Raw genomic sequence first — 22,156 nt, forward strand, 5'->3', positions numbered from 1 at the left:
CTATTTATTCCCGTTGAGCAAAGGTAAATTTTTTAACTAATAACTTGAAAAATCCTGAATAATATTATAAAAAAGGCATTCCTCAACAGAATGCCTTTTTATAATATTGAATTTCCCCTGAGATTCTTCCTCTAAAATAAGGATTTTACACGAAATTTAGTTTTAAAAGACAGAGCATCCTCTCCTTCTTATACTTTGATAAATATTATTCAACATTGGCGTTGATTGCCAGAGTTCATTAAAAAAAGAAAAACCTTTCTTTAGTTGAAGATTGTCTACAGTCTGGAACCCTATAATTATAGGTTTTTTTATGAATAGTAGAATAAATCAGGAATAGTAGTTACCATAATTATATTATGGTAACTACTTAATGAGGCCTGTTTATTCATTTCTGAGATCAGCTAATTCATTAGTTGTTCAACAAGACTTAATGACATGGTTCTTGCTCTGGACCGCAAAGTAAATATGGAGACTAATAAAATACTCCTTATTCGTTTATTTCTTTCAGTTTTCATCGATTTATTGCCTTATATAGAGAACCTTGAGATATTCCGGTTGCTGAGACTATCTCTTTAACAGAATGTTCTATACTGTCGATTCAGTAATCAATCGTTACAAAAATACTGATTTTTGATAATGGTTTATAATAACATGGCAGTTATGTTATTTTAGAGAACGGGCGATTTTGCGAAATTAAATTGCGTTTTCTATTGACTAAATGTTCATTCAATAATAAAATAATACTGAAAATTCAGTAAAAATCGGAGGGGTTGTATTGGATTTATATTTCGAGATTACTGGTAATGGTCTTCCGGTTGTTCTTATTCATAGTGGTGGTGCTGATTTGAGGCAATGGACATTTTTGGCATCTCTTTTATCTAAGGATTACAAAGTGATTGCTTTTGATGGTCGTGGTGCCGGTAAATCACCATCCCCAATAAAACATGCAAACTATGTTGAAGATGTATTGGCTCTAATGGATTACCTGGAACTTGATCAGGCAACGATTATAGGCCATTCCATGGGCGGACAGATTGCAACTGATTTCGCTCTTAATTACCCTGAAAGAGTATCGAAACTTGTATTAATCGCTCCTTCTTTAACAGGTTTTCCCTATTCAAAGGAGTTTGAACAATATCATGCCAAGATATTAGAAAGTGCCCCCAATATAGATAAGATGTTGGAGCTTGCCCTTCATTCACCAACTTACCAGGTTGTTATCGATAGTCCGCACAAAGATCTCACTGTTCAAATGCTCAGGCATCATTTCGGGCGCATGCTTAAGTGGCCCGCTGATTTCTGTATGAAATGGCCTCAGCCGCCAGCAATGGAACAATTAAAAGAATTGAACCCCGAAACTTTATTTTTTATTGGCAAAAAAGACTTGGCAGACAATTTTCGAGTTGCCGATTGTTTCCGTAAGGTTCCAAACATCCGTTTCATCGAACTAGAGGATGCCGATCATATGCTGCCCCTCACCCATTCTGAAGTTTTATATCAAGAATTCACTGCCTTTATGGAGGATTGAAGTTAAAATGCCACGTACACCCGAAGAGAATGACCGTATTCGCCAAGCATCCAAAGAAAAAATTCGTACTGCAGCCATGGAGTTATTTATGAAACAAGGATATTACGCTACTTCTATAAGCGATATAGCCAAGAAGGCGGGTATTTCTAAAGGGTTACTCTATAACTATTACAAAGGAAAAGAAGAACTGCTTTCTGAAATGGTCGAGGCCAGAATCAAGGAAGTGGTTGAAGTCATGGAAGAAGCGTTCACCTTAAATACACCTCTTGAACAGCTTGAACATATAGTCCATGGTGCCATTGATAATATCCAGAAAAAACCGGAAGTCCACCGGTTCTATCTGCACTTGCAAACACAGCCAGAGGCTGATGAAGAGTTGATTAAATACAATCATCTCCTTATCGAGGAAAACACTAGACAGTTTGAGTTGCAATGCAAAATATTTGAAATAATGGGAGAAAAGGAGCCGAGGAAACGATCGTTATATTTTTCATCTGTGCTCCAAGGTATTATGTTGATGATATCTACCTATCCACAGAAGTTTCCGATAGAAGAAATAAAGAAGCAGATTATAAGGGAGTTTTGTAACTAGTCTATCGTTTAAAAGCCGCTTACCTTGAATAAAGTTTAAACAAGGATCCTTCAACAACTGGGCGCTTTTCTGGAGTGAAAAATTGCGCTCTTTTCACAGCTAAGTGTTCATTACAAATAACCAGCTAATATCTTGACCCGATATTGGCTGGTTATTCTCCGATCAAAATGATAAAAACTATGACACTTTCGCTCACCCCAAGTATCAGTTACAATTTTCCCATTTGTTACTGTGTCATAAAATAATTTATTTTCCAAGTTCTTATTCCAATTGTATACAAAGCCCTTCACTTCCGTACGAAAAACAGCGTCCAATTTCATTACTTGATCCAAACTCTTGTAATTTTCAAAACTCTCAGTGAGGTTTTTTCCCTTGTAAAAGGCGTATCCAACTCCTTTCTACATCAACTAAATGGAAAAGTGTTTGGATTATGTCCCCCACTCCGCTAGTTGTGGAACGGAGAAGCTCTTCCTCTTTCATCTCTCCGATTAAAGACCAGTCTTCTTTAACCATCCAGTTATATCGAAATAATGTTTGCGCTGGAATACCTCCCTATTATAGGAATGTGGTAACCAATAACAAACTGAGTAATACTTGTCGGCTATAAATCGGCCCGGTCAGTTAATAATAGAAATCCATTAATGTTTCGTCCATTAAATCTTGTGTAAGACCTATGTAAATCATCGTATCTTTTGGATTGGAGTGATTTAGGATTTGCTGCAGTAATGCGATATCCTTGAATTTTTGGTAATGCAAATAACCGAAAGTTTTTCTTAAGGTATGTGTACCTACATCCGGAATGTCTGCCATTTCAGCTGCTTTGTTCAAGACCCGGTAGGCTTGTACCCTAGTGATCGGTCCATTCCCTTTTCGACTTGGAAATAAATATTGTTCATTATTCAGGTTCATTTTCCGGACATACTTCTTTACTTCCTTACGAAGTTGAGGATTGACGATGAACCGTTTAATTTTATCTGTCTTTTGCTCCACAATGACTATATGCGTGCCTTCTAGGATATCTTTCACTCGCAATTGTAAAAGATCCCCTATACGCAAACCGATATTTATCCCAATTGAAAACATCATATAATCCCTGTAGCTGCAATATTTTAATAGTGACTTTTTCATCTTTTCTATGTGATCGAGCCGGCGTATCGGCTGGACATTCTTGATTCTTTGAGAGGTCGCTTGCATGAATGTCTCATTCCCCTTTCCCCTTCTTTCATTGTACGTGAACAGGCGAAAAAAAGGCAAGTTTTTTTAATTTCAATACCCTTATAAACCTTGATTTAACGCGATTTCGAATGTATCAATAGAGGTCCTTTGTTACATTCGGAATATTCTTGCGAAATCACCCAATAAGCCCTTAAAATCTATCAACGTCCTTTAAACGTCTGTATAGACCCATATAGCGTTTTTAAGACAGTTTTGATTAATGACTCTATGGATTTAAAACAACGGCTTTAAAAACTAAATATGAAGATCGTTTTTTTGTCTTTTTTAATATTTTTGTAAGTTAATGTATACTTTTGAATATTTCTATCATTTAATCATATTGTTCATTTTTATAAAATCAATTCGATTGACCATAACTATGTTATGTAAACAATATCTTCAATTATTATTAATTACATTTGATAAAGAGAATCTTATGCACCCTCTTTATCAAATCACCTCAATTTATTAATGAATATAAAAACTGGCTCCATCAATGATCTCTATATCTTTGTAAACTTGCAGCTGATCCATCAACTGGAAAAGTGCTCCATCCTTTTGTTTTGCTTCAATCATACAATCCAATTGTGGTAAACTCCCCTTAATTTGTTGCAAAAAATCCATGAAGATTCCTGTATCCACAAAGTCAGCATGTGCTCGAAATTCTTTATCGGACCTTGGACTTGAAATATGCATTTTAGGAGGTAGTTTGGAATTACTCCAGGTATTTAATATTCGGTCCCAATGATCTTTCCAATTTTCACTTGGTAACCGATGTGCGAGGTAATGGTGATAATCAAAAACTATAGGAATCCCCAATTTCTCACATAAGTAAAGTGTTTCCGTCAAAGTAAAGGTAGTATCATCATTCTCGAGAATGACCATTCTTTGAATCGATTCAGGAATCAACCCCCAATTATGAATAAACTGCTCCAAAGCCTGTACATGTTCGCCATAACCGCCGCCAACATGCAGAACACAGCGATGCTCAGGGTTAATCCCCATTTTCTCCAATAAAGTATAATGCATCCTTAATGTTCTTAATGATGTCTTCATTATATCTATATTTGAACTATTCAAGATGACGTAATGATCTGGGTGAAAATCTATCCTTATTTTTGGATGATTTGTAATAAATGATTTTAATTTGGCAAGTTCCTCCAAAAGAGGATCTATGTAGTCCCACTCTGGGATTTCTGGATGATTGGCTAAAGGTATGAGTTTAGAAGAAAGTCTAAAGAATTGAATATTATTAGCTTCGTTATGAATCAGTAAACGCCAACAATTATGAAGATTGGAAATCGAAATGCGTTCAAGTTTCCTTATCGCCGCATCTTTGTCCTTAATTTTCGAAAACTGAGTAAAAGTCATCGTTTGCGATGGTGAACAGTTTGGCACATGAGTACTCATGGCTACATAACCTAGTCGGATTAATGTCAAATGGATATCTCCTTTACATTTTTTTGTTTATTGGAAGTATCCCATTAAATCATTAATAAATCCATATGGGAAAAAATCCATCTCTAACAGCAATTATAAAAAATAGATCGCATAAACAAATGCCAGTTATTACTTAAGTAATTCCCCATTCTAGTGTCAAAAGGATGATACATTTCAGGTTATCCTGCAAACAGAGATCTCATAAATCTAGTGCTTGTTCAAGATCTGCGACTAATTTTTCTGCTGGTTCCATTCCTACAGAGAGACGAATTAACCCAGGGCTTACATGTTCCTTGATTAGATTGTCAGCATTGTTACCTAAGTTTGGAGACATAATAAGACTCTCGAAAGAACCCCAGGACACGCCAATTTTAAAGATCCTTACTTTGTTTATCACTTCCTTTACTGGTTCATAATTTGCACTTTTAAGTTCGAAAGTCAATAAACCCGAGAAGCCAGTTAGCTGTTGATTATTTATTTCTGTATTACGCGGCGAGTGAAGTCCAGGGTAATTTACCCTTGATACAGCTGGATGGGAAGAAAGGAAACCTGCGATTTGCTTAGCGTTTTCTTGATGTACTTTCATACGTAATGGCAATGTTTGCTATCCCCGCAACAATAGTGAGGCTTCGCGCGGCCCCATCGTTCCACCAAACAATAAATACTCCTTATTAAAAAGATCCTTCATTACTTCACCACTAGTAATTAATGCACCGCCTAACAAGTCACTATGTCCTCCTAAGTATTTAGATGCGGAATGAACACAATATCAATCCCATAAGTTAAAGGCTTTTGAAAGAAGGGGGGTGGCCCATGTATTATCAATGATCGTACGAACACCACCAGACCTTGCCATATCACCAATAACCTTAAGATCGACAAGTTTGAGATTCAAATCTGTCGGATTTTCCAGGTATATTAATTTTGTATTTGGCATGAAAGCTCTCTCGATATCTTTCTTCACAGTCGAGTAAACAACTGAATGGTTAATCCCAAACTTCTGCAAATAAGTTAACAGATCCATTGTGGATTTATATATATTACTTATACATAACACATGGTCTCCGGCTTTTACACTGTTGAAAATTGCTGCAGTAATCGCAGCCATTCCTGAAGCAAAACATTTACATTGCTCCCCCTGCTCCAATGCGGCTAATTTTTTTTCGGCGATTTCAACAGTTGGGTTAGTCCCTCGTGTATATACATAATGATTTTGTTGATCATTTTCTGCTTTGACAAACTCTTCATGTGTGGGGTAGACAAATAAAGAATTCCCGAATATTGGAGGAATGATCGCTCCACCAAACAGATCGGACCCCGTATCAAAGTGCATACAAATTTCTTGATCACTAAAGAAGTTCTCAGGATTCTGCATGGTTTCCTCCTTCTATTTACCTTTTTATGAGTAGTTTTAAAAGTGATTACCCTTTTAGGATCAAATCAAGCCCCCTGCTTTATCCAATTCTTTGGTTTCAATAATATAAGAAGTTAATTGTATAGTGGTAATCCGGTTCACTTTAATGGATATTTGTATTTCGCGGTCCATATTAACGGGTATAGGAATGTAGGTAGGTGTGGGCTGCAAATGAACATCTTTTGGCGGTAATGGTTTTACACTTTCAATAAGAATAAAACAAATCTCTCCTGTCTACTCCATATCCGTATATCCATTAACTCTCATCTGGGCTATTAAAGTATGTCCCTATTCTATAAAATTTATCCGTACTTAATTTTATAAAACAGGTTCATGATTCACAACCACTCTATTTTTTCATACACCCTTCCACTCGTTCTGAATGTGTTACTTGCACAATAAAAGAACATTTCCTTTCCCCTTTAAAAACTTGACCCTTAAGCCGTTTCTCTGCTCTTTCTTACTACTATCACAAATACTATCTTTAAAATAGAAAATGCTCTGGTGACACAACCCCAGAGCATTTTTTACTATTATAGATCCATATTAACATTTTCTGTTAATGGCTTTTTACACAAACGTTCGTAAAGTGTTTTCTACCTTTTATAATGCATTATAATAATCAATAGAATAATATAGATCTGTTCCTTCATCATTATGATGACTTGCATTTAAGTATGGATTAGATGATGCATTATACTTGTTAGAGAAATCCCCAGAATCTTATTGATAGTTCACAAAACAACTCCGTTTTTATCTATTAGGGTTAGGGGTCCTGCCTTACCCTTTATCACTTTTTTATTTTCTTCGTTTTTTCAAAAGTCTTTGATTTTCTGTACTCTCATACAAACTTTATAACATGGTTGTATTCTATGCAAAGAGAAGAAAATCTCTCAACCATTCGTTTACTTATCAATAAATTCAAGAAAGACATGATCATCAGCTATTAACTCAAGATTATTGGGTATTCGTAAATAAACGACTTGGTCGGTACTGAAAGATGGATTTAAGATCGATTCACCTGTAAATTGTCGTATTGGAAAATCAGCTTTAGTTATTATAAGATTAATATCTTGTTGTTGAGGAAGATTAATGGTAAGGGTATCATCCATTAACTCGAGATGATAAGGCTTCAGTTTTCTAGAAAAATCATAACCGTCTATTATTAATCCATTGCCAAAAATGAAAGCTTCAATCGTGTCATCGTTATTTGTCTTTCTTTCTACAAAAATCTGCGAACCGTCACCGTTACTAGATTCGACCTTTATTGTATTATTTTGGTAATTACTAAAGTTCTTTTCTTTCATTAAATACTCAGCATCAACCTGGTCGATCTCTCCCTTATTAAGATTCGAATATAAATCACTTAATTCCCGGTCTGTATCCACCACTTTTTCCATTCCTTTCTGACTCATCGAATCATCAATGATGAAAGGGACAAAAGCCGTGCCGAGAAGTAGTATGCCAATATAGATGAAGAGAAGCCAGTGAGTTACTTTGGGAGTTGCAAATTTTCCGGCAAACCTAACCATAAAAATGAAAACACCAAATATAAGAATTAGAATGACTAACGGCAATATTGCTGTCATAACGGTCATCGTCTTACCTCCATTCGATTCAAGATGCTTATAGCAGCTGTAAAAAATACAGCAACCGTTACAACCACCTTGATAATAAATAGAGAAAGCGTCGATTCCATCGTATAAAATGTAAATACGCTTACGAGAAAAGGCTCTTTTTGCATTGAGGCCTCAAGAAATAGTGTTCCAAATAACAAAACAGAAATAAGAATGATAAACAATTTACTTACTTGGACTAGTGTCCCAATAAAGTAGCCAATGGAGGTAACGAAGAAAACATAAAAAATTGTTACACCTATACCCATAACAAGTTCTTGTAGCCCAGCGTGAACGCCATAAATCCGCTCATCAAGAAAAACATAAGCTAAGACTTCCAACAAATTCCCAGCCAGAATGGCAGTGATGCTCCCAACGATACTTGACGTTAATAAAAAGAGAATATTCGATAGACTACTACTAAGGCGATTGGTTACGAAAGTAAAATCATGATTTCTGTATGGTTTCGCAGTTATTGTAATCGCTGTAACGAAAGCCCATATCAGTGTGAAACCAATGACTAAATCTGCAGAATAGTATTTTATATTAACACTAATGTTGCTTCCTCCCATTCCAGCTGAGCTAACACCACCAATTGAAAAGAGAAGTGCTAATAACTGGATTCCAATGAGTGAACTATAAGCATCTATATTTGCTTTTAGCTTAAAAAAGTATTGTTTTTTTATCGTTTTCTTCAAATTAACTTTTGTTAAAGACATCATCAATTCCTCCTTTCGTTTCACTGGTTAAGTAAACACATAAGTCACTTGATTTAACGGGTAAGATTTCCACTCCTACAATTCGAGCTTTATTAAGTAAGGACTCAGAAAAATCATTTTTTACAACAGCATACATCGTATTCACACCTAAGTATTCCTTAAAAAGGATTTCCTTTCCATTCGTTAAATTAAGTACTTCTTCCGTTGTTCCTTTTAATCCGATTGCCCATTCCTTTAACTCAGAGATTGACATCTGGAAATGTTTCTTCCCAGCTTTAATGAGTAGCACTTCTTCCAGTAAATCCTCAATTTCATCCAAGTGATGGCTAGATAGAATAATAGTACGTGGATAAGCAATATAATCCTTAAGCAATGCTCGATAGAAGTCCTTTCTTACTGCCGCATCCATTCCTGTAGTTGGTTCATCAAAAATTGTTAACGGACAACGGGATGCTAAGCCGATAACCATATTAAAGGTACTTGTTTTTCCTTTCGAAAGCCGATTATGATAAGATTTTGGATCAAAAGAAAAAAAGTCAAGCAAGCGCTTAGCTAATTTCCCATCCCAATTTGGATAGAAGTTCCCCGCCACTGTTAATATTTCACCAAGTGGTATGGCTGGTGGAAAACTCATTTGGTCGTCCACAAAGATGGAGTTTATAGAGACGTTCAGGCTGTTATATGGTCTTTCAGAAAAAACCTTGACCTGTCCTGACGTTTCTTTGATGAACCCAGCAATAATTTTAAGTAAGGTCGTTTTTCCAACTCCATTTCGACCAATTAATCCCGTTATTTTATTTTCTTCAATTGAAAAAGAGAGCTTATCTAAAATATTTTTCCTTAAATAAGTTTTCGTTAAATCCGTACATTCAATCACCCTCATTGTTCAGCCTCCTGATTATTTGCCACTTTTATCATTTTGATTAATTCTATTTCACTTATTTGTAATCGATTAGCTTCTAAAACCAACTCCCGTACTAATCGTTTCAATGTTTGGTTTTTTCGTTTGTAGATGATGATTTCTTTTGCATCACCAGCGACAAACATACCAAGTCCTCGCTTTTTATACAGGATATTTTCGTCCACCAGAAGATTGAGGCCCTTTGCTGCAGTTGCAGGATTGATCGTATACATTTCAGCTAATTGGTATTGTGAGTACACCTTTTCGTCACTTTCAAAATGGCCATTTAAAATTTCCGATTCAATCCAATCTGCAATTTGCACATAAATAGGCTTAGTACTATCCGTATTTAGAATTGTTTCCGCCTCCTTCAGATGTGGTGCATTACTGTTGTAATGTAGTATATATTAACTTGGAATATATTACAATACCTGTTTTTATTTGCATGGTTAGGTTCCAGTTTGTACTTTATTCCATAAACGATCGTTTTTTGGTTATAGAAAAGAGATTCTCTAAAAAATATCTGTCACTTTAGGCGATAATTTGCGCTTATTTTAAATGCTATTTTTTCACATTCAACTTTAAAACCCAGCTACCTTCACATGAGAAGATTAGCAGGGTTTCGTCATTATTTACGTCCAATTACTAGCTAGCTAGTGCAGCTTCTACGACTTCTGTGGTAATGGAAGTCAGCTGGTTGATTTCAAGAATACGTTCAATTTGAGTAAATAGCCGATCAATGAGTCTAAAATTGCCGTTGTGACTTTCATGATGTTAGTGAGTGCCTCATAATCGGAAAGGTCCCCTTTATTAATAGAGATACCGATTTCATCCCATTAGTATTCTAAGATATGGTACATCTAGTCTTTACTAAGCTTCTGAAATTCGTGTGCAAAACCGATACGGAAGTAAGGCTGAGGTTAACGCGCTAACCTTATTTCCATCCCTGGAATCCCGATGAATCATGGCTACGCCATGTTGAACATAGATATCATGAAGTTGTTCCTAATGTTTCAGTTTTAAACGATCGATTTCATCGACTATAATTAAGTGAATCCTCGAAAGCGTTAGAAGTGTTCATTACTTGCTCACTAATACGTACCCGATAGACGTCTTTCACTTTATTGAATCGCATCCCCAATACATGAATGGCACTGGTTAATTTCGTTGCAATGACGGGTGGGGCAGTATAGAAAAGTGTATGACAATCTAAGATTTTTTCATCAGCATGAGCATCTATCCATTCAACTTTTTCATAATTGATTTGCTTCTCGAGATATTCCCACTGGGCATAATGTCTAGCTGACAGTGTTTTCCCGACACCTGGCAGACCATAACAATTGCCTATATTGATACTTGATATAGGCATCACAAAACTCGGCAAATCGCTTATATTCCTACGTTTCAAAAAATGATTGATAATCTCTATAATATTAATAGGCTCCCTTATATAATTCTACTTGGCATTGGAATAGGGGAAGCATAAAGCAGTTTATTGAAACATCGTAAAAGAAATGTTCGTAATTAAGATCTTCTGTAATCGGGCACTTTTCCGGAGTAACGATAAAAAGTCCAATTTCTCAATTTTAATGCTGAGAAATTGGACTTTTTTATATTTACTTATAGTACAAAATCACTCCTGAAGTGACACCTCGGGTATTACATATCCACTGCCAGCGTTATGATAACTGTAGACAACTTTCTGTTTTTTGTTAAGTTATAACTGTATATTTTTTCCACGTTGCCGTCCAGAACAACGTATTTGCCTGACTTTGAACTGAACTGCACCATTTTTTGTTAAGATGTCTGTCTGGTACTTGAACTACTTCTATACTAGAAAACACTTATTTTTACCTTTCAAATCCTTAAACCTCAGGGGTTGGTGTCGGTTTGGCATATCCACTTTTGTATTTTTCATCCACTTTATTCCGGATATCTTTAATGCTCATACCTTCATTCCAATCTAAAATGGATTGTGCAGCTATTTCTAAGCAAACTCCACATCTTGTCCCGTGGTCATCCCAAACCACTTCCCCATTTTTCTTATTCTCATGGATAAAACAATCGTAATTGTTTTTATGGTTCGCTGATTCCCCGCAACCACAGTAACAAGGTATTTTTTCTAGTAAATCTTTATTTTGAGCAACAGATAAATAGATGGTCTTCATTTCTTCTGGTTTTTCAGATAAGAAATCCGGTGCTATGTCCTTACTGCCTGTCTCTTCCTGAAGGTCACCGGATACTGTATGTGCTGGATGTCCTTCATGACTGCTTTCTTTTTGAACAACACTTTCTCCTTCACTCGAACAGCCTGAAAGTAATAAAGAACAACAGATCCCAAAAGTCATGGTCATTAATTTAGTCTTCATTTATACACTCCTTGAATATTTTTGATACTTCCATTTTATGTTATGGGATGCACTTTCTACAAGATAATTCACAAAAGGTACATAAGTCTCCTTTAATTGATATGATAAGGGTCTTCGTATCATGATAAGGACTCATAAAAATAATAAAAAGGTTTTCAATTTATTTGCTTCTGTTTATTTCTTTTCGACAAAGTAAGCGGAATGGCTACGAGCGAAACTCCGGCTGTAATCCAAATCCCAGCTGGTCTTTCGTTTATTTTCGTTCCTTACTGGATCGTAGGACATTCTGGAAATCGGCCGTTCTATGTCCACTGTTTCATTTGCTTTATACAATTGCTGATTCTCTGGTAATTGGGTGTTTCTTTCTAAATTGCTTGTATCTTCTCCTAAGGAAAGTCATCGCTTGTTTTAATTCTTGGTCATTCAAGGAACGATGTCAAGTATGAGAAAGAGATTTTTAAGCGTATTTGCCGTTTCGGGAGTATCTGCTGTCCTGGCAAGAATGTTCAGCACTTTGTCCCCTTTCTTCTAACCATTGAAAAAATCCCACGGCCTGCATGCCTTTCATCACTTTAAACGATTCTTTAATCACTTCTTCATATTCCAAAAGGGTACTCTCGATATCCTTGAGTTCTGTATAGCAATGCCTGTTAAAATCCTGCTTCACCTTCCATTCCTTTTCCCATCATTCCATTACACGGGCTAACTGTGGAACAGTGTCCACATGATACACATGAGGATTCATTGATTGGAACATTATTATCCAAAATGACACGTGGGCGTTTTGCTTCAATCAAGTCAATGTTTCAGTGGCCTGTCAGCTTGGCCTGCTTCAACACTACGGCCGCAAAGGATGCATTGATACGGATTATATCGATAGAATAGTTCCTAAACTAGGATGATAACATGAAGCTTACTGTTAGCATTTGTAATATCGTTCGATTACCGTCCAGCCTGGTCTCGGCACCTTTGATTTTTATATGTATTTTATCTGAGAAAAATAATCGCTCCCTTATAAAAAATGATATAATACAGGTTATAATTTTCTACCCCGACGTTTTTTTCTCAAACGTGAGAGTACATAATGGAGGATTTAATTCCGCCAATAGATTTCATATCAAATAATGATCTAAAACGAAGTGAGAAACAGCATTCTCTCACTTCGACTTTAGTTCAATTGATTACAAGTTTATTTTCAATACAAACGAACTTAAAGCTGCAACGGTTGCCTGACTCCCTTTAATCCTTTCTATACCCCCCAGGCCTGCCTGCTGTCCATTCACTAAAACGGACCATTCTCCTTCATGGGGAAGTGTAATGCTTATCGCGTCCCAATTTGCGTTATGAATCACTGCAATTTTGTAATCCTTATGTTTTAGAGTGAAGGCAACTGCATTTGGTGGAGCATCGATGAATTGTAAATGCTCCTCAATTTCTTCCGGTGTGCTTAACCTAAATACAGAATGGTTTTTCCTGAGCGAAATCAGCCCTTTCATATACTCCACTTCGCGATCTAACTCCGCTCTTCTTTTCCAATCCAACCTATTAATCCAATCAGAAGATTGATAGCTATTTTCATCCCCACCCTTTGTACGCATAAATTCTTGTCCAGCATGGATCATTGGAATTCCTTGTGCCAGTAAGACAATTGCTGAAGCCAGTTTATGCATCTGTTTACGTGTTTGTTCTGTCGCATCAGGATTAGTGATGAGAAGCTTATCCCATAAAGTATAATTATCATGTGCTTCAACATAATTGATCACTTGATCTGGTTTTTTGTATGTGGCGATATTCTCATCATATTTCAAACCGCCAGCGATGCCCTTTTTTATAATATCTTCCATACCTGGTTTGCCATTAATGAACCCTTTATCATGTTCATTCATCACAAATCCTTTTAAACCATCGCGGATAGCATCATTAAAATGAGCGATGCCAGGCATTTTAAAAGCATTCTTTTGATTGGCTTTCTGCTCTTGGGCCAAGGGGGTGTTCATATCCCAGCCTTCGCCTAAAACAATAAGGGTCGGATCAATTTCTCCCAGCGCCTTTTTCACTTCATTCATCGTTTCCACATCATGGATTCCCATTAAATCGAAACGAAAACCATCAAGGTTAAATTCTTTCGCCCAATAGGTTACGGATTCAACGATGAATTTCCGCATCATTTTATGTTCAGACGCGGTATCATTTCCTACACCAGTACCATTTGATAAGGTACCGTCACCGTTATACCGAAAAAAGTAGGTGGGAACCAGTTTATTGAAATTTGAATCATCCACGGAATAAACGTGATTATAAACAACATCCATGATTACTCGTAATCCGTGATCATGTAAGCCTTGGATCATTTCCTTTAACTCCCGGATCCTGACCTTTGGTTGATACGGGTCAGTCGAATAAGAGCCCTCGGGAGCGTTATAATTTTTCGGATCATATCCCCAGTTATATTGTGGTTCATTCAATTTCATTTCATTGACAGTAGCAAAATCGAATATGGGGATAAATTGCACATGGGTTACACCTAAATCTTTTATATGATCAAGACCCGTTTTCACATCCTCTGGACCTTTGGTTCCGGTTTCAATTACTCCTAAGAATTTACCTTTATGATGGATTCCACTTTCAGGATGAATCGACAAATCCCGTGTATGCAATTCATAAATGATAATGTCCTCAGCTTTGTCGAGCGGTGGTTTATCCCGTGTCCACTTTTCAGGGTCCGTGTCCGTTAAATCTATTACGACTCCCTTATTACCATTTACCGTGACTGCACGAACATAGGGATCTACGGCTTCACTCCAGACTTCTCCCACTTTCACTTTATATGTATAAATCAATTCATCCTGATCACCTGTAAGTTCAATGGTCCAGGTTCCCTTTTCCGAACGATCCATCTGAATCTCCATTCCACCTGAATCATCCCAATGTTTATAAATAACTAGTTTAGCTTCAGATGCAAGAGGTGCCCATAACCGGAATGCCGTTTTATCCTTTTGATAGGAGTTCCCCAAATCTTTTCCGTCATAGTAATAAAATTCATCTAGTTCTGCCGGGTTCACTGGATTAATATTTGCAATCGGAAGGGATTCTGACTGGTTTTCGGTTTTTATATCCACGGGTTTTCGAATATTGGTATTTTCCTCTTCAAAAGAAGAAAGCGAATCTTTAATAGGTCATTCCTCCATTGAAATTCCCATATTAGAACAGGAATTTTTTATTTAAAATCAAGGGTGAATCTTACCGTATGCTATTATTCCGCAGATATTACCCTTCAAAACATCCTCACTGCAGATTATGTTGAAGATTCAGAAATCAACTAGCGGATTTTACAGTTTAAATTACCAAATGCCTCAAGTGATTCAAGTTCCTGACTGGACCTTTGCTATCCTTTTGAATGGCCATTATAAAAAGTAAAACCTGAAAAAGATAAAAAAATGCCTCCATAACAGTTTTACGGTCTTGGAGGCATTTCTAGTACTCTTTATGGTGTTTTAATAATTTTCACAGAAGTCCCTTCCACAATTGCAGTGAAGTTCTTAACTTCAGGCTGCTCAAAGATAAAATCAGTGATGCCGTCTTCGAGCTGTTCTTGAAGAACACGGCGGAGCGGTCTCGCTCCGAAAGTTGGATGATATCCGAGTTCAATTAGCCTTTGTTTCGCTTCATGAGTTACATCTAAAGACAAACCATTTGCTGCAAGTGTTTCATCAAGTTCTTGAATCATGATATCAACGATTTGAAGAAGATCTTCTTTCTTTAAAGCTGAGAATTCAATGATACTATCAAAACGGTTCAGGAATTCCGGTTTGAAGAAACTGCCTAATGCTTGGAGGATTGATGCTTCTTCTACAGCTGTACTTGTACCGAATCCCATTACTTTTTGTTTTTCACCGACTCCAGCGTTACTCGTCATGATAATCACTGTATCTTTAAAAGCTACTGTCTTGCCTTGACTGTCCGTTAACCGGCCATCTTCCATGATTTGAAGGAACATATGCATTACATCTGGATGAGCCTTTTCGATTTCATCCAATAAAATAATACTGTAAGGTTTGCGGCGAACTTTTTCAGTCAATTGTCCCGCTTCCTCGTGTCCTACGTATCCTGGAGGAGAACCGATTAATTTAGAAACACTATGTTTCTCCATGAATTCACTCATGTCAAGACGGATCATCGCTTCCTTGTCCCCGAATAATTCCTCAGCTAGAGTTTTCGCCAATTCGGTTTTACCGACACCTGTTGGACCAACAAAAAGGAAAGATCCGGTTGGACGTTTTTTGGATTTTAGCCCGGCACGACTTCTTCGGACGGCCTTAGAAACCTTTTTGACAGCCTCTTCCTGCCCGATGACCTTTTTCATAAGTTCCTCTTGAAGATTGACCATTCTTTCTTGCTCATCTTCTTGCAGCTTACCTACAGGAATACCAGTCTTTTGTTCGATGATATATTGAATGTCTTCAACGTTAACGGTTGGTTTAACTGCATTTTCTCCAGCCTGTAAAGATTTTTCCAATTTTTCTTCTTCATCACGAAGAACTGCAGCTTTTTCGTATGCTTCTTCTTTTAAGGCCTTTTCTTTTTCTTTATAGATTTGCGCCAGGCGCTCTTTCATGTTTTCTACCTGGCCGTCTTCAATGGTCAAGTTCAACTTGGAACCTGCTTCATCCATCAAGTCGATTGCCTTGTCCGGCAAGAATCGATCTTGAATGTATCGGTTCGAGAGTTCAACAGCCGCTTTTAGTGCTTTCTCACTATATGTGACTCCATGATAAGATTCATAACTTTCTTTTAAACCCTGTAAGATGACCAATGTCTCAGCTGTTGTCGGCTCATTAACCTGTACAGGCTGAAAGCGTCTCTCAAGGGCACCATCTTTTTCAATTTTCCTATATTCAGATAAAGTGGTGGCTCCGACAAGCTGAAGTTCTCCGCGTGCAAGTGCCGGTTTTAAAATATTTCCTGCATCCATTGACCCTTCGGCTGAGCCCGCACCCACAAGTTGGTGAATTTCATCGATGAATAAAATGACATTTTTTCTTTCCTGTAATTCACTGATCAATTGCTTCATTCGTTCTTCGAATTGACCTCTAATTCCAGTATTCGAAACAAGTGACGCGACATCAAGCATATATACCAGCTTATTACGTAATTTACCAGGCACTGAACCTGAAACAATGGCTAAAGCCAGACCTTCAGCAATGGCTGTTTTACCTACTCCGGGTTCACCAATTAAAACTGGATTATTTTTATTACGTCTATTAAGGACTTCGATGACACGTTTTATTTCTTCATTTCTTCCGATAACCGGATCAATCAGTCCTGCTCTAGCAACATCGGTCAGATTGCGGCCATACTCTTCAAGCAATCCTCCGCCATCATTGTGTTCAACGGAATCCGGTTTAGGAACTTCATTATAATTAAATGGATTGAATGAATTTAGGGATCCGTTATATTGGAACTGCCCTGTATCCATTCCGCCCATCGCTGCTCCAAGTTTACTTCGCTCTTCTTTATAACAAGTGGAGCACAGTTTAACTTCATGCTCCTGACCATTCATATTAAGATGTACTTGAATATTAGCTTGGTTTACATGGCATTTTTCACAAAGCATGTAGTACTCCTCCTTTAGTATTAATATCGGTAATTTCACAAAAAACTTTGACCTTCTTTGACTTTCTGTTTTTATTATACATTGACCTTCTTTGACTTTCAAGATTTTTGTCTGGGAATTTTTTTGAAATAAATTAAAAACGCCCTCGGATTGGTTTGCTAAGCATATTAAACTATCCATTTCCAGTCAAATAAAAAGATTCTATGTATCCTCTTAGTATATTCAGTCATGATTGATTACTTCGTTCAGGATAACCATAGCCTAAACTATTAACAAAACACCAATTCACCCTTTTTCAGGACTAATCATAATCTTGTCCTCATGCCTCAGCCACTCTCATTTTTTAAAACAAAAAAAGAGACTTCATTAAGTCTCTTACCGACTGTAGACAAACTCGATGAAAATTATCTACAATTTTTTAGGGTCTTTTCAAATTTGATCGTTGCCACCAGGCACTCTATTTCTGTAGGCGGTCCTCCCTCGGTGCGTTTTTCCTGCAGGAATCTCGAACACCCGTTCCAATCTACTTTGTTTTAACTTTTAGATAGAACACTTTTCCCCACAGTCTTTTTTGTTTTTAAAAATAGTAGTATTAAAACTTGAGGTCATAAAGATACTTTCTTATAAGTCCCCTCGTTGTCCAACCCATGCCATGCTTTCCTTATAACTGCTTCAATTCCAATAAAAAATCAAAAAGGTTTCGGAATTATACCATTCCGAAACCTTTTTGACTACAAACTGAAAGAGTTTTTTATATTAAGGTTGATTTTCTTCTATTATATACGTTTCGCACCAATATACTTTGGCTTCCAATAACTATTATTGGTTTTAGCATATGACACTCCTTTAGATGATGCAGAGTGTATGAATTCATTGTTTCCTATGTAAATAGCCACATGTGTAGGTTTTTTCGCTTTATTTGGTGCAAAAAACATTAAGTCACCTTTTTGCAGGCTTTTGACTTTCTTTCCTATTTTATATATGTCAGCGGCGGTTCTTGGTAAATTCTTACCAGCCTTTTGATATGAATACTTCACTAAACCTGAGCAATCAAAACCTGAAGAAGAAATGCCACCCATTATATATTTTGTACCTAATTCACTTTTAGCCACTTTAATCGCTTTTGTATGATATGAAGCAGCTTCCACTTGGTCCCCAGCAAAGGATGCGGTTACAAGCATGATAGCCAATGACAATCCGACGACAATTTTCTTAAACAAATTTTTTTACTCCCTGATGTGATTTGCTAAACCTAATATACTAGAATAGGTATATCACTCGCATCACAGGATCTTTACAAATATGTTACATTTAGTAGATATAGGAAGAATGACCATATAAAACATAAGAATAAGTCGAATCAAGCTTCCAACTTCCGCCTTTTTGAAAGCACCTATTTTAAAACTTACTATTCCTCATGGAAAAACAGCGGTAAGAAAACCACTGTCAAAATTCTTTTGTGAAAAATGGTAGAAATAACTTTACCCCACGTTTGTTAAAAGGTAAACATTTCAAATCTGCAATTAAATGACTTATGTATCCGAATAAACAAGTAGTCAAAATTCCGTCAATCCCCATAAAGGCTTCGAATTGAAAAGCAATGATGCCAAAGAAAGCGATACCGGCAATCGAATGGGTATAGCTTCTATGTGGTGTAAAGGATGCCAGGATTATATAGGCGCCTAACAGCCACAACCAGCTTTCCTGCAAAGATATACCGCCGCCTAAAACCGCTAATCCAGTCAAGGTCAGCATATGCCTTTGTCTCATGAATGATGAAATGATGATGATTCCGATTCCTGCTCCTACACCGATCCACTTTTCCTTATCAGTGCCTTCCAAAAGACTATAAATGATCATTAATATACCAATCGTTTGTGCTATCGTTCGGATAAACTTATGTGAAAAAGTAATCCTATTACTTAACTTCCCACCAATATCCATATCGGGCATAAGGCCTGAAATCCCCCCAATGCCAACCAAGAATAAAGTGGTCGTTGGATCTGTTTGAAGTGTGTTTGCCGTTAAGAATCCAACTGTTGCCCCTAATGCCATGTGTGCTGTACCGTTCACTGTCTCTCTCCTGTCCTACTAAGAAGTAATCTCTGTTACCAAGAAACGAATGTTTGTTCGAATCCCAACATTCTAACTATACAATATTTTTAATGAAATTTCTTTATATATTTTATAAAAAAGCCGTAGTAATCAATAATTAGTGCTTATAAATTCCTCGTTCTAAATTAAAATCAATTCTTCTAGAATGTCTATAATTCCTTTGCTTAGGTAATTTCCAACAATTAAAACCGCAAAATATTTTTCTGTGAATAGGGGTATTTCATGAAATTTTATCCGTCATATGAATATACTAATCTATAAGGGGAGTGATTCAGATAGCTTTTTTAAATGCCTTCAATAATTTTAAAAAAGGGAAAAAGTCTAAGAAAATAAAGAACATGGATTTTCGGGAACAACACGTAAATAAATCGTCTGAGCTCATTGGAAATAATGTAATTGTACAAAATATTATTAACAATCACCTTTCCAAAAAAAATAACCACTTGTAGGGTGGTTTTTTTATTTATTATCGGAAAGCTCTTCATTTTTTTCCATTTTCTCGCTCACACCATAAATATAGTTATACTGCAAATAGTAATCATATATGACATTTTGCAGGATCTTAAGCAGTGATTTATCAAATGTATCGAATTCAGTTTGATAGCTATTTAAGACAGTGACAAATTTTCCGTCCATGTTTTCAAAATAATGGAGAAGAAAATTTTTGTAAAATTCACTATCACTGTTGCTTTTATTCGTTATGCACGGATCACCGGTTTGGATAGACTTATCAAGCATCGCTTTGATGGATTTAGGCAGCTTCGCTTTCTTGAATTGGTTCAAGGTATAGATATCATAGGTAAAGGAAAGTCCTAATTGATTGGAATAAAAGTCCATGGCACTGTCCAACGTATAGATTAAGGGGGTTTTAAAGTCCTTGCTGTTGGCAATTTCCTCTGATATTTCCAATTGATATTCCTCTGATGTTAAATACGCAGCAAATTTCATTTTCGAACTGCTCACGCTGAACACCTCATAAACGGCTGCATCTTGTTTTTCAATTTCAATTTCTATATTAAAAAACTTAAAGTGCTTTAAACGGTAAAAAGCAATCGGTGCTAATAGGAAAAGCAGTATCCATACAAGGTAAAGAAATAACGTGTTAAAGATAATTTGATAAAATTCTGAAGTTACGATCGGCTCGATGATTAATGTAATCAATGTATGTTCAAAGCCCTCAGAAATAGGGGGATTCTGTGTAATTACCGGATCAACAGCTTCCTCTGGCTTATTCCAAGTTTGGATACCTAAATGAGACATCGCAACAAGCGTATATACAAAAATTAAAATAGTTCCAATCACATATAATTTTGGCATGAACCCTATAATTCTGTCGAAAACAGAAATCCGCTTATCTTTCTGCTCTATAACCAATGTGGTTGCTCCTTTTAAGATTAATAAATGCGGAAAAGTCCTACAGGGACTGAAAAGTTCCTGGAGACTACCTATTTAATTTATATGTTGGTAATTATGTTAAAATACGTAAAAATTGTTTATTGATTGACATATACCATAATACTTTCGACGTTTTCATTAAAATTTAAAAAAATTCGTCATTCAATAAAAACCCATCCCCTTCATTCATGAAATGTAAAGGATGGGCTTAAAGTGTAAGGTTTTATTTAGGATGACCCTTTATCGCAAAGTCTTCTACCTTCCTTAAAAATAGATCCATGGCTTTTGATGCTTCAAAGTCTAACTTTTTCACGATTGAAAAAGGTCTTATAATGGGTTCATTTTTCAAATGAAAGGTTTTCAATTCATTGGATTTCAATTCTTTTTGTACAGTCAAACGGGATAACAAGGCAATGCCAAGTCCGGCCATCACCGCTTCTTTTACTCCTTGGATACTGGTGAAAATAAAGGTTTTCTTTATGTTTAGTTCCAGACTGCTCAGAAGTTTATCCGAATATGTACGGGTCCCCGATCCTTGCTCCCTAAGTACCCATGTTTGGTTTTGGAGCAATGTGCCCTCGATGATATCCGTCTGTGAAAGTGGATGAACCGGGGGGACGACGACAATCATCTCGTCATTCATGAAGGGTCTGACATCGATATCTTTATAATCCGTTTCCCCTTCTATCAAGCCTATATCAAGCTTATTCGAACGTATTCCTTGTATGACTTCATTAGAATTCGAGATGATGATTTGTATGTCCACCATCGGATATTGAGCCGCAAATTCTGCTAAAACTTTTGGAAGGTAGTATTCCCCTATCGTGAAGCTTGCACCTATTTTCATCGTTCCGCTAACCACGTTATTAAATTCATTTATTTCTCTTATTGCTGTCTCATAATGATCAAGCATTTGCTTTGCATGTCTATATAAAATTTTTCCCGGCTCTGTTATTTGAACTTGTTTGGGAGAACGATAAATTAATTTCGTTCCTAACTCATTTTCCAGATTCTTAATATGGAGACTGACTCCTGGCTGCGACAGGTTCAGAATATCCCCAGCTTTAGAAAAGTTTTTCTGTTCTATCACGGTTACGAATACTTTTAAAGGATCCATGGTTACCTCCTTATTTACCTATGCATTCTATTTTATCATAAGTAGAAGTAATCATTGAAATAGCAAAAATATATTTCACTTATTCTTAATTAAGCTTTAAAGTAAAGGCATCAACATAGAT

15 protein-coding genes and 5 pseudogenes are annotated in these 22,156 nt (G+C 36.5%); 2 read left to right on the forward strand and 18 right to left on the reverse strand.

Going from position 1 to position 22,156, the window contains the following annotated elements; translation table 11 throughout:
• The first annotated feature begins 775 nt into the window (after nucleotides 1-775).
• Both ACFX4X_RS10395 and ACFX4X_RS10400 read left to right on the forward strand, forming a co-directional pair.
• Nucleotides 776-1,528, forward strand: a complete 753-nt coding sequence (locus ACFX4X_RS10395; RefSeq protein ID WP_377383259.1) for an alpha/beta fold hydrolase — start codon at nucleotides 776-778, stop codon at nucleotides 1,526-1,528.
• A 7-nt stretch (nucleotides 1,529-1,535) separates the two neighbouring features.
• A complete protein-coding gene (locus ACFX4X_RS10400) occupies nucleotides 1,536-2,120 on the forward strand; it encodes a TetR/AcrR family transcriptional regulator (RefSeq protein WP_284470724.1) in 585 nt (194 codons plus the stop codon).
• 354 nt (nucleotides 2,121-2,474) lie between these two features.
• Here ACFX4X_RS10400 and ACFX4X_RS10405 read toward each other — a convergent pair whose 3' ends face one another.
• The 18 genes and pseudogenes from ACFX4X_RS10405 to ACFX4X_RS10490 all read right to left on the reverse strand — a co-directional run bounded on the left by ACFX4X_RS10405 (nucleotide 2,475) and on the right by ACFX4X_RS10490 (nucleotide 22,035).
• Nucleotides 2,475-2,666, reverse strand: a complete 192-nt coding sequence (locus tag ACFX4X_RS10405; protein WP_377383296.1) for a DinB family protein — start codon at nucleotides 2,664-2,666, stop codon at nucleotides 2,475-2,477.
• Between the two features lie 75 nt (nucleotides 2,667-2,741).
• Nucleotides 2,742-3,314, reverse strand: coding sequence for a site-specific integrase (locus ACFX4X_RS10410; RefSeq protein ID WP_250211804.1), 573 nt, complete (start codon nucleotides 3,312-3,314; stop codon nucleotides 2,742-2,744).
• A gap of 489 nt (nucleotides 3,315-3,803) precedes the next feature.
• A complete protein-coding gene (gene uvsE, locus ACFX4X_RS10415; RefSeq protein WP_377383262.1) occupies nucleotides 3,804-4,775 on the reverse strand; it encodes a UV DNA damage repair endonuclease UvsE in 972 nt (323 codons plus the stop codon).
• A 199-nt stretch (nucleotides 4,776-4,974) separates the two neighbouring features.
• Nucleotides 4,975-6,150, reverse strand: a pseudogene (locus ACFX4X_RS10420) (trans-sulfuration enzyme family protein).
• A gap of 944 nt (nucleotides 6,151-7,094) precedes the next feature.
• Nucleotides 7,095-7,787, reverse strand: coding sequence for a hypothetical protein (locus ACFX4X_RS10425; protein WP_377383264.1), 693 nt, complete (start codon nucleotides 7,785-7,787; stop codon nucleotides 7,095-7,097).
• On the reverse strand, nucleotides 7,784-8,524 hold the full coding sequence (locus tag ACFX4X_RS10430) for a hypothetical protein (protein WP_377383266.1): 741 nt from the start codon (nucleotides 8,522-8,524) through the stop codon (nucleotides 7,784-7,786). Before ACFX4X_RS10430 ends, ACFX4X_RS10425 begins: the two co-directional genes overlap by 4 nt.
• Nucleotides 8,505-9,407 (reverse strand): ATP-binding cassette domain-containing protein, encoded by a 903-nt coding sequence (locus ACFX4X_RS10435; RefSeq protein ID WP_284470718.1) that lies wholly within the window; start codon nucleotides 9,405-9,407, stop codon nucleotides 8,505-8,507. Before ACFX4X_RS10435 ends, ACFX4X_RS10430 begins: the two co-directional genes overlap by 20 nt.
• Entirely contained in the window at nucleotides 9,404-9,748 is a 345-nt protein-coding gene (locus ACFX4X_RS10440) for a GntR family transcriptional regulator (RefSeq protein WP_377383269.1), read from the reverse strand. The genes ACFX4X_RS10435 and ACFX4X_RS10440 overlap by 4 nt, the downstream gene beginning before the upstream one ends.
• 322 nt (nucleotides 9,749-10,070) lie before the next feature.
• Nucleotides 10,071-10,822: pseudogene (locus ACFX4X_RS10445) on the reverse strand (AAA family ATPase); the annotation flags it as partial.
• A gap of 468 nt (nucleotides 10,823-11,290) precedes the next feature.
• Nucleotides 11,291-11,794 (reverse strand): PCYCGC motif-containing (lipo)protein, encoded by a 504-nt coding sequence (locus tag ACFX4X_RS10450; RefSeq protein WP_377383271.1) that lies wholly within the window; start codon nucleotides 11,792-11,794, stop codon nucleotides 11,291-11,293.
• Nucleotides 11,795-12,235: 441 nt separating this feature from the next.
• Nucleotides 12,236-12,322: pseudogene (locus ACFX4X_RS10455) on the reverse strand (DUF1641 domain-containing protein); the annotation flags it as partial.
• A gap of 125 nt (nucleotides 12,323-12,447) precedes the next feature.
• Nucleotides 12,448-12,676: pseudogene (locus ACFX4X_RS10460) on the reverse strand (hypothetical protein); the annotation flags it as partial.
• A gap of 299 nt (nucleotides 12,677-12,975) precedes the next feature.
• Nucleotides 12,976-14,967 (reverse strand): annotated as a pseudogene (gene pulA / locus ACFX4X_RS10465) (type I pullulanase); the annotation flags it as partial.
• A gap of 311 nt (nucleotides 14,968-15,278) precedes the next feature.
• Entirely contained in the window at nucleotides 15,279-17,408 is a 2,130-nt protein-coding gene (locus ACFX4X_RS10470) for an ATP-dependent Clp protease ATP-binding subunit (protein WP_377383273.1), read from the reverse strand.
• 776 nt (nucleotides 17,409-18,184) lie between these two features.
• Complete coding sequence (locus tag ACFX4X_RS10475) at nucleotides 18,185-18,628, reverse strand: C40 family peptidase (RefSeq protein WP_377383275.1); 444 nt, start codon at nucleotides 18,626-18,628, stop codon at nucleotides 18,185-18,187.
• A gap of 226 nt (nucleotides 18,629-18,854) precedes the next feature.
• Nucleotides 18,855-19,481, reverse strand: a complete 627-nt coding sequence (locus ACFX4X_RS10480; protein WP_377383277.1) for a metal-dependent hydrolase — start codon at nucleotides 19,479-19,481, stop codon at nucleotides 18,855-18,857.
• A 501-nt stretch (nucleotides 19,482-19,982) separates the two neighbouring features.
• Complete coding sequence (locus ACFX4X_RS10485) at nucleotides 19,983-20,897, reverse strand: hypothetical protein (protein WP_377383279.1); 915 nt, start codon at nucleotides 20,895-20,897, stop codon at nucleotides 19,983-19,985.
• 244 nt (nucleotides 20,898-21,141) lie between these two features.
• Nucleotides 21,142-22,035 (reverse strand): selenium metabolism-associated LysR family transcriptional regulator, encoded by an 894-nt coding sequence (locus ACFX4X_RS10490; protein ID WP_089362286.1) that lies wholly within the window; start codon nucleotides 22,033-22,035, stop codon nucleotides 21,142-21,144.
• Between the last annotated feature and the right edge of the window lie 121 nt (nucleotides 22,036-22,156).

The sequence above is a fragment of the Peribacillus sp. YIM B13481 genome (assembly GCF_042787985.1).
Classification (GTDB): domain Bacteria; phylum Bacillota; class Bacilli; order Bacillales; family DSM-1321; genus Peribacillus; species Peribacillus simplex_A.